This window comes from Vibrio hepatarius (genome assembly GCF_001274785.1).
In the GTDB taxonomy this organism is placed as follows: Bacteria; Pseudomonadota; Gammaproteobacteria; order Enterobacterales; family Vibrionaceae; genus Vibrio; species Vibrio hepatarius.
Genome location: NZ_LHPI01000007.1, coordinates 1 through 9163 on the forward strand (window position 1 = coordinate 1; position 9163 = coordinate 9163).

General features: G+C 43.2%; 10 protein-coding genes. 3 read left to right on the top strand and 7 right to left on the bottom strand.

The genetic code is table 11. The features are described from left to right. Positions 1-219: 219 nt before the first annotated feature. A complete protein-coding gene (locus AKJ31_RS09400; protein ID WP_053408842.1) occupies positions 220-810 on the bottom strand; it encodes a hypothetical protein in 591 nt (196 codons plus the stop codon). Positions 811-1655: 845 nt separating this feature from the next. Between AKJ31_RS09400 and AKJ31_RS09405 the strand changes: the two genes are divergently transcribed. Beyond that, positions 1656-2972, top strand: coding sequence for a hypothetical protein (locus tag AKJ31_RS09405; RefSeq protein WP_245639043.1), 1317 nt, complete (start codon positions 1656-1658; stop codon positions 2970-2972). A 412-nt stretch (positions 2973-3384) separates the two neighbouring features. Here AKJ31_RS09405 and AKJ31_RS09410 read toward each other — a convergent pair whose 3' ends face one another. From AKJ31_RS09410 to AKJ31_RS09435, 6 genes are all read right to left on the bottom strand, one after another. After that, on the bottom strand, positions 3385-4557 hold the full coding sequence (locus AKJ31_RS09410) for a glutathionylspermidine synthase family protein (RefSeq protein WP_053408844.1): 1173 nt from the start codon (positions 4555-4557) through the stop codon (positions 3385-3387). Positions 4558-4696: 139 nt separating this feature from the next. Continuing rightward, positions 4697-5641 carry a DUF1190 domain-containing protein gene (locus tag AKJ31_RS09415; RefSeq protein ID WP_053408845.1) on the bottom strand — a complete coding sequence of 315 codons (945 nt, stop codon included), beginning with the start codon at positions 5639-5641 and terminating at the stop codon, positions 4697-4699. Positions 5642-5652: 11 nt separating this feature from the next. After that, positions 5653-6090: a DUF350 domain-containing protein gene (locus tag AKJ31_RS09420; protein ID WP_053408846.1), complete on the bottom strand. Its 438-nt coding sequence runs from the start codon at positions 6088-6090 to the stop codon at positions 5653-5655. Next, on the bottom strand, positions 6091-6780 hold the full coding sequence (locus tag AKJ31_RS09425) for a YjfK family protein (protein ID WP_053408847.1): 690 nt from the start codon (positions 6778-6780) through the stop codon (positions 6091-6093). It lies immediately after the preceding gene. A gap of 70 nt (positions 6781-6850) precedes the next feature. Beyond that, the gene (locus AKJ31_RS09430) at positions 6851-7543 is read right to left on the bottom strand and encodes a PspA/IM30 family protein (protein ID WP_017190659.1); all 693 of its coding nucleotides are present in this window, start codon (positions 7541-7543) and stop codon (positions 6851-6853) included. Positions 7544-7552: 9 nt separating this feature from the next. After that, on the bottom strand, positions 7553-7942 hold the full coding sequence (locus tag AKJ31_RS09435; protein ID WP_053408848.1) for a DUF2170 family protein: 390 nt from the start codon (positions 7940-7942) through the stop codon (positions 7553-7555). A gap of 286 nt (positions 7943-8228) precedes the next feature. Between AKJ31_RS09435 and AKJ31_RS09440 the strand changes: the two genes are divergently transcribed. After that, positions 8229-8642, top strand: a complete 414-nt coding sequence (locus AKJ31_RS09440; protein WP_053408849.1) for a hypothetical protein — start codon at positions 8229-8231, stop codon at positions 8640-8642. Positions 8643-8754: 112 nt separating this feature from the next. Further along, a partial coding sequence (locus tag AKJ31_RS09445) for a DNA adenine methylase (protein WP_211263050.1) occupies positions 8755-9163 on the top strand: 409 nt, incomplete at its 3' end.

Here is a 9163-nt window from a genome sequence, read left to right on the forward strand (position 1 = left end):
GGGAAAATCCCTAGAACCCCTATAGCTACCAGTCACTTGGTGGACCGAACTCCAGAGGCGTAGTGTGGAAGAAGCTTCTCGCAGGAGCGTGTCGAGACAACACTTACGTGGGACGAGATGGCTTGGATTGCTGCTCTGGCAATGTATTTGTCGACGCGATTCTAAGTATTGAGTGCAGAGTGTTCTATCCGAAACCTTAATATCTCGGATAGACACCGACTATTTTTGGGTGCTCACGGTCGGGACCGAAATTTCATGTAAAACACATTGCGCTCGCGCCTTCATGATGGCCGCTGCCCTCACTTCAGGTGGTTGCGCTGTGTTGGTAGCAATTTCTATTTGCTCAGATACGGACTTAACGATTTCATTGCGCGTTTTTGCGATGGTAGAGCCACTTAACCCCGAAGATTGAAGCTGTTGACTGGCAAAGTTCGTCGCCCCTGCCCAACCACCAGCAGCGGCTATCCAAACGGCATTACCCGCGGCACTGGCTGCAGTTAAGGCGGGAACAGCTATCGAACCGGCAACCAAGCCTGACATTGAGAGCCAATAGGCGTTTCTCGCTTGATCGGCCGATTTTATCTCATAACCGGAGAGCCGAGGTAAGCAGAAGTTGAGTGTTTCCGCCAGCTTGGTCTCCAGTTTGTCATTATTAATTTTATTTCTTTCAATATCTGTGAGCCCTACTCCATCAGACAGAACAATGGAAAAACCGGCGGCACTGTCTTCCATGACTGTCATAGGCTGATCAGGTGCAGAGCAGGCCGTCAGCACGCTTGTGAGGCTAAGGGCGATAAATGAACGTCTCATTGTCTTAATTTCCTTATTTAGCTCAACTGAGAATCCTAGCCCATAAGCATAGTCAAACGTGTGGTATCCATCGAGAAGTGTGGAGAGTAAATTTGATGATTTTCCATTTAATGTTATTCAAATAAATTTCATAAATCACAACATTAAATTTTGAGTGTGCAATATTATGACAACATACTTAGATCGTAAGGTGTAATCACACTAACCTCTGCGCACTTGGTAAGTTCATTAAGCCAATCACAAAAGAAAAGCAAAAAAGGAGCCAATGGCGTTACATTCTTAAACACGTCTTTATCCTGAAATGATATGCGTAATGAAACGACCGCTGTATTCTGTGACCTTCACTTCATCCTCACAATCGCTTGAAAAGGCACGTTTTCGATACAAAGTTAATTGTCCTCCGACAACAGTACTTTGATGACAATGAAGCGTGGGATGATCCTAACGCAAGTTTTGGGTTCTATTAAAAATCATTTTTAGGGTGCAAATCGAACATTCTAATAGACACGCAACAAGTTGATCATTAGTAAACTCATTTTTAAGTGTGACAACAAAAAGTGATTATAATGACGCTCTCAAATCTTTCCCATTATGTCCTACCCCTCGCCTGCTTGTTATCTATGCCCTCTTTTTCGGCTGTTAAGGGTTCTGTAACCTTACCTTCCGATCAATATCTCAAAGACAACAATGGTAAACCTGTAGGATATTTCAAGTCCGATGTACTAAAAACTTCTCAAGATAACATTGCAACCGGCGCACATGATTTTGAGATAAGACTTTCCGACGATTCTCCATTTTCAATTAAAGCGGATTCAAAAGTCATTAAGCCTGGCGCCACTATCTCCATGACCAAAAATCTTGAAAACGGTGTATTGAGTTTTGAAGTGGCTCCAGTTAGTAAACAGGATATAGGCAAAGTTGAATACAAGGTCTACATCCCTAGCCTTTATTCGATCGATGACCGCTTTTGGGAAGTGTTTGACCCGACTTACACCCCGTGGGTAGATTCAGGCCAGAATGTTGAGTATGAAAGTTGGCTTCCTCCCTTAACCCAACAGATGTCTGACTTCACTCAAACTCGTCAATACAAAGACGTGTATACGCGTGAACGGCAAGACCGGGATAAAGACACTAATGTCGGGGAGATTCGCAATCATGGTGACCCGGTAACCGAATACGATTATCGAAACGCTACTGAATCAAGAGATGTTAAAGCATCGGTTGACACATATGTGAGTACAGGTGATCTGCATGACTGTGGCGAGTGGGTACCACCGGCCTCTGAAACCTACGAAGGGTTGACCGTCGACCAAACATTTACCTGTCAGCAAGATCAAACGAGAACGTGGACTTATAAAGTTGGAAGCGAAGTGATCGGCACTCACCCTCAAGTACAAAGTATCGATGACATCAAATACAGAACGGTTCCTGGCACTAAGAATCCTTGGTTGAGTACTGCTTCCGCATTTGGTGAATGGACGAACATTGATTCATCTTATGATTATTCTTCTTGGGAGCCACCAATCGTTGCTCAAACTGCAAACTTCGACCAGTCAAGGAACTACAGACAGAACCAAACCAGAACAGAGCAAAAGCAGGAAAAAAACGCTGTCACTGGAGAGATAAGGAATGTTGGTGAGTTACAGAACATTACTCGAGCTATAACTATTGACCAGACTAGAACGATTACTGTGAACGTTTCAGGCTGGTCAAATTCTGGAGGTGTTTACAGCTGTAGTTCATGGTCACCAGGTACTGGTTCAGTTGCAAGTGGCACCGGGTTTACTCAGACACGAAGCTGTAAACAGATGCAAGTTAGAACATGGTCTTACAAGGACGGGACAACCGTGGTAACTACAAGGCCAGAGAATCGCGTTATAGACACTTCACAGTCGCAAGGAGCGACAGGTACTAAAGTTGTTTACGGTAGCTGGGTTTTCCAAGGCGCTTCTCAAACACAATCCAATGACCCTAATTGGTATATGAAGGTATTGTCAGGTTACTCACAGAGTGAATTAAGCAGTGGTTGTAAAGTAAAAGATGGAGTTCAGAGATGCTTGTATCGAGCAGGCGCCCAGTGCACTATTGGTAGTCTAGGCTATCAGGCTATTCACAACCCTGGCATCAACGTCTTTGGTGTAGCTGTTTACAACTGTAAGTAGTATTGAAAACGGGGCTCAAAAGCCCCGTCATTTTCTTCGGCTCATTAATTATTTGCTGTGTAAGAGCTTCAAAACTGTCAAACCATGCATATTTCTCTACAGTACCATTCTCAGGATTGGTAACTCTGTCTTGAACACTTGGTGCTGCTATCACGCCACGTTTATAAGCTTCATGTTTGTTATGCATAATAGCTGCAGTCGCTGAACTTCTCTCTATTGTTTTCTTCTAATTCACCTGTCAACTACTGACGTGATTTAAAGTCTTCTCCTTATTCATTGAATTCGTAATCTTATGACAACATACTTGATATTTACCTAAATAATAGACTCAACCTAAATCGCAAGAAATACAGAGGCTTAGTACGGCATAAAAGCAAGAAAGGAGCCAATCGGCTCCATTCTTGCTTATTACTTAACACCCTAAAATGATATGCGGGATAAATCGGCTAGAATCTTTGGTTATTTTCCCTTCATCTTCTCGAATTCCAATTCCCGCCGCAGTACCGTTCACTAACCAGCTTCCGATAAGTACATGGTTATCGCCATACCTTGGTAATGGCGTGTAAGCCTGAACAATCTTCCCCTCGCTACCATAAGGGCCATCTACATGTTCAACCACTTCCCCATTTTTTACGATCGTGATGTTAGCACCCTCACGAGAAAAAATTGGCTTCACGACGTAATGGTCCATACTCGCTACTCGTGGGTCATTTTCAAAATAAGCTTCAAGCAAATTCGGGTGACCTGGGTACATCTCCCATAACAGCGGCAAAATTGCTTTATTGGAACTGATGCACTTCCACAATGGTTCCATCCAATTGATCTCGGCTGTTTCTAGATGCTGGCTATATTCCTCACGTAACATGTACTCCCAAGGATATAGTTTAAAAAGCGTATCGATCGGTTTGCTATTGGCATCCGTAAAGTACTTTCTATCTTCCGAAATGCCAATATCTTCTACATAAACAAATTCACTGTGGATGCCGGCTTCTTTAGCACAATCTTGAAGATATTGTACCGTACCGCGATCTTCGATGGTGTCTTTACAGCATGCAAAGTGCATCGTATTAAATGCCAGTGTTGGCTTTAACTCGATAAAACGCCTCACAAGCAAATCTTCCAACAGGTTGAACTGGTCGGCATTTTGTGGCAATTCGCCCCGATTAACCTTTTCTTCAAGCCACAGCCAAGAGAAAAATGCCAGTTCGTAGAGACTTGTAGGCGTGTCACTGTTTAGTTCTAGGAGCTTTGCCGGGTTCTTCCCGTCATATGCCAAATCGATACGACTATATAAACTCGGATCACGGCGTTTCCAAGATTCACGAACTAAGCCCCACATAGATTCAGGTATTTGAAACTTTGCCATCAGTTCATCGCTTTCAATAACCTTGGCGATCGCATTCAAGCTCATTTGATGAATTTCTTCTGTCGGTTGCTCGATGTCGCGTTCTATCTGAGTTAGAGTGAATTGGAAGTAGCGATCCTCTGTCCAATATGGCTCGTCGTCGAAAGTATGGAAGCCGAAATTGAACTCTTGCGCTGTCTTCTTCCAATCATGACGTGGTTGTGTAGGTATCTGTAGCATTTAGACCTCTATGTCTTTGTTAGTGCCTAAGTAAATGTTTTAGTAGCATCTCACCCCTTTAATAATCGGCAAGTGTACTTACTCAGTTACTAAAAAAGCCGGTGATGAACCACCGGCTTGGATGATGTAAGAGAGTTGTTTATCCACCCCAGCTACTACGAGAGCTGACAGAAGAACCCCAACCACCACGCGAGGAAGTCTTCACTACTGGTTTAGCTTTGTAGTCAGACTTAAATCCACTGGAAGTAGTTGAACTCGAACTTGTCTTGTAACCTGCGCCACTCATTGCTTGCTGTTTCTTTTCAGCGTCTCGAGCTGCGTTATACATGCGCTCTTTGTGGCGTCGTTCGCTTGAGTCATCTAGAGCATCAATTACGCGGCCAGCGATATATGCATTCGCAATTGTGTTTGCGACGCTACTTCCCGTTCCTTGACCAATCCCCTGACCGATACTGGAGCCATAGTTTGAGTTATTGTTACCGCCCGAATTACCAGTGTAAAAACCGTCATCCTCGTTGCGTAACCGAACCGTTGGTAACGGGTGCAGATACCTGTCGGTCATAGTGAAATTCAAATGGCTTATGTTGTTTGCATCACCAACTTTCATTCCATCTGCAAAGAACAATTTTCCGTACTTATCCGAGTATGAAGATGTCGACGTAAACAATGGCTGCACAAACAAATCACCATATTGTCGAGAGATGTCGTAGTTGTCGTAATGCTCGGGCTTAACTGGCGCAACCATAAACGCGTCAAGCTTAGGACGATAGCCTAATCCAGCAGGCATCGCTTCACAGACACCATACTCAAGTTCACATTCGGCCTGTTTACGGAACTTCTCAGTAGTTCTGTCGGCTTCACGTTGCGCAATTTTGTATGCTGCATCGCATTGAGTACCTAGCTCTGCTTTACCATCAGCTTTACAAGCATCAACGTCTTCATACACCTTAATGCGAAGTGGGCTGTCTGGTTGACAACCAGCAAGTGTTGCCAGTGCCAGCGGTGCTAATGCAAAGTGACGAAATGTTTTGCGTTTGCCTTCTAGCTTAATGCGGCTACGCATTCGACGTTTTAATTCAGTCATAGCTACCTCGACTAGTATGTCAGACAAGCGGCGTTAAGAAGCCCAACAGCGATAGAAACAGAAGCCAATAGCACGGCTGCAGGAGTTTCATTTGCTTCAATTCTTTGCACGATCTTCGGCATCATGATGGCTCTAACTCCCACAAACCCTGCAACCTGGGCGACTAGAGCTACAGCGCCCCATAGTGCATAATCAGTAATCCCCACAGAGTGAGAAGCTGCGCTTGAGATAGCGATTGCATAACCAACAATTGCGCCACCGAGCGCGATCGCAGCAGATACGTTTTTATCTTCTTTAATCAGCTTCCATTCGTTGTATGGCGTCATGGCCATGTAAATGAATTTGAATCCAATCAAGAATACTAAGGACAATGCGAAGTAACCGATGAATGAAGTAATCCCATTCATAAATGCTGTTGCCGCTGCACTTTCGTTTGCTAGTTCGATCATTTATGCCACCACTTTAAAGTCAGAAATATTTAGTTGAATCCCTGTAACACGAGAAAGTAATCGGTCCGGGGTGTTATTTGCGATTCGCTCTTCACCTACGACAAGAAGTTCTTCTGTTTTATCGTGTGGTAATAAAAGGTCTTCTGTTTTGTCGTCTTGCAAATTGCGTGAATAGAGCATGTTGAAAGAGTCCAGTTCTTTGACAAATCCATTTTTGTTGTAAACTTTCTCTGTCAGACATACGGGTTTATCGTTCTCCCAATACGGGGCAAACGTAGTACCTTCCAAGTCGTATTCATCTTTAACAATTTCATTGTTAAGTAGGTTGTCCCACGCTTGCTGCCCGTCAATTGGTCGAGAGTCATAGAAATACCAAAGGCTGATTTCCAAAATACCGGAGTCATCATCGCCATTGATTAGCACTTGGATATACCCTTCATCATCTGTGTAGTACCGAACTATGCGAGGACCACCACCCATATCGATTACACCGACCGCTTCAATGATTTGTGATGTTGCAGCACCTTCGATGGTCAACTTCGGTTCAGCAAGTCGTAACATCAGGCTGTCAATTTCAAACGCGCCACCAAGTCGAAAGCCGCCAATTTCTGGAGTTACGGGTTTTGGTTGTTCAACTGGCTTTTTCTTGCCAAAAACAGCTCTCAGCGCTAAACAAACTTTTTTCAACATAAAAGTCCCTTATTCTGAAAAAATGAACCCGCATGAAAGCGGGCTCGTGTGATAGAGTTTCGCGCCTGAATTATTCGGCTGATTTGCTCTTGTTTAGGATCGCTGCCAACTGGTCTTTGGCAGTTGTACCGCCACCAATACCTGCAGCTTTAAGCTTCTGATCTAGATCTGTAGTAGTTTCAGCATCACTTAGCTCTTGTTGGGCTTCTAGTTTTGCTGACTGCTCGGCCTGCTTAGCTTTAATTCGGTTCAACGAATCCAGTGCCGTACTTGTTTTAGATGAAGCACCTACAACACTAGCTTGAGTTGCAGCTTGTGCCTTTTGAACGCTGTCAGTAGCTTTAACAAGGTCAATCTGACGATCGATGCTTGTAATATTTTTGCGAGCTACCGCGATATTTGACTTGTGCTTTTCTTCTGCTTCTTTGAATGCCTTAAGCTGCGCTTCTTCAAGTGCTTTTTCTTCATTCAAGTCTGCAACTTTCTGTGCACATTCCAGCGCTAAATCTTCATGACCAGCTTCATTCGCTTTAATAGCTTTATCTGTGTACTCAGAAATCGCTTTATCAAAACCAGTTACTTTGCCCTCAGACAATTTACGTTTAGCAACGATAGTTACTAGTGAATCTTCTGCTTTGCGAACAGCTTCTTTCGATTCGCGCTGCTCCTGCTCAAGAATGGTGATTGCGTTAGCATCAATCACGCTCTCAGCTGCCTTGTTTACATTACCAGTGAAGATGCGGAACAATTTACTTAATGACATATATAGCCCTTACTTTTTAAGAAATTCAGAGTAGCCTTCAAGCAGTTCAGCAACATTGCTGAATAGCTCTTCGACCTCAAGAACAACACTTTCGACTTTTGACTCAGAAGATAGAGCGCCGAAAGCGGAGTAATAAAACTGGCCTTCTACTTCTGATTTGCCGACTGCTGTAAGTGGGACTAACTTATGTGTTTTTAAGATGTAATCGTCCAGCGCAGCTTGGTCAGCTACTGCATCTGCTTGGAACAGCAAGGATTCAACGATGATCTGTGAACCCTGAACTACGAGTACTGCATTAATACCTACATCGTTTGTGATGATCAGACTTTCATCCGATTGAGTTACATTGAATCCTTCCTCAGATTCAAGAAGTGCTTTTGTTACTACTTTTAGATCCAAAACATTTCTCCAGAATAGGTATGCATAAGACTGTAAAATCCGTCACATACGGTTATTTGGTATAAAAATACCACCTGCTTACACTCGAATCAACAAAAAGCGTTTTGCTTTTGTTTTCCATTCTTGCGCTGTCGAAAACTAATTTATGTGGTTTATGATTTTCCGCAAGCATATAAATACTACAAGGTTAGATTTTTTAGTTTAAAGTGATAATCGTTATCTTTTGATAACTCTCTATGTGTTATCCTTACGCTGAAAATCATGTTTCTCAGTGGCAAATATTTCAATGCGTAAGAAGTTAAATCCCCAGTTTGAAAGCGAATTCTGTTTGGCTGGCTATGACAAAGAGAAATTGCTTTCTCTGCTGAATGAAATTGACTCAACAAAAAGGTCGGTTTCAAGTCGGTTATCAAGATTATCGAGCGAACCAGGTGAAGTGGTTCTCAAAGGCGAAAGTCGTCAGGCTGCGATAAGAAGAATGAAAGATAAGCTGGCATTTCTAGCTGATGAAAGAGAGTTGGTAGTTAGGCGACTAGCTGCGATTAAGAGAAATACAGTGCTTATCAACCGTGAAATGCATAGCAGGCCACCAGCATTAACGGCTGCATTTGTTGCCGCAACAAGGTTATTGGTCGATAGAAAAACATTGAGTGTCATCGAGCAAGCAGCGCAGGATATTTTATCCAAAACTCACTTCTAAACCTTTCTCGGTTTGTGCACCACATTAAAAACTCGAGCATTTTCAAACTCCAAACAGGTTAAGCACAGATACATTTTGCTTTATACTACCTCCCTATCAAAAAGGAGCGTAAATGAAAAGCATACTAAAATATCCTGGCGGCAAATCTTGGCTTGCGACTCGTTCAAAAAAATTGATTTCGGAGTTGGAGCCACGATTTGTTGCAGAGCCATTCTGTGGCGGCCTATCATTTTCCCTTAACAATGAGTTTGAACGAGTCCTTGCTAACGACCTCATTTCTCCGCTTATTAACCTTTACCAGCATGCACAAAAAGGGTTCGTCCCCAACAAAGATGAATGGCATCTCGATAAATTATTCTATTTAAGCGTCCGTGAGCGATTCAATCAGTTAATCGCCAACAACCAAGCGAATTCAGAATTTGCGGCGGGGGCAATGTGGTACCTGAGCTATCATTGCTTTAACGGACTAATGAGGTTCAATCTAAAAGGTGGCTTCAACGCTGTCTCTTATACACAAATCC

Coding starts and splice junctions, on each gene's coding strand:
- AKJ31_RS09400 (WP_053408842.1), bottom strand. CDS start 810: ATGAGACGTTCATTTATCGCCCTTAGCCTCACAAGCGTGCTGACGGCC.
- AKJ31_RS09405 (WP_245639043.1), top strand. CDS start 1,656: ATGACCAAAAATCTTGAAAACGGTGTATTGAGTTTTGAAGTGGCTCCA.
- AKJ31_RS09410 (WP_053408844.1), bottom strand. CDS start 4,557: ATGCTACAGATACCTACACAACCACGTCATGATTGGAAGAAGACAGCG.
- AKJ31_RS09415 (WP_053408845.1), bottom strand. CDS start 5,641: ATGACTGAATTAAAACGTCGAATGCGTAGCCGCATTAAGCTAGAAGGC.
- AKJ31_RS09420 (WP_053408846.1), bottom strand. CDS start 6,090: ATGATCGAACTAGCAAACGAAAGTGCAGCGGCAACAGCATTTATGAAT.
- AKJ31_RS09425 (WP_053408847.1), bottom strand. CDS start 6,780: ATGTTGAAAAAAGTTTGTTTAGCGCTGAGAGCTGTTTTTGGCAAGAAA.
- AKJ31_RS09430 (WP_017190659.1), bottom strand. CDS start 7,543: ATGTCATTAAGTAAATTGTTCCGCATCTTCACTGGTAATGTAAACAAG.
- AKJ31_RS09440 (WP_053408849.1), top strand. CDS start 8,229: ATGCGTAAGAAGTTAAATCCCCAGTTTGAAAGCGAATTCTGTTTGGCT.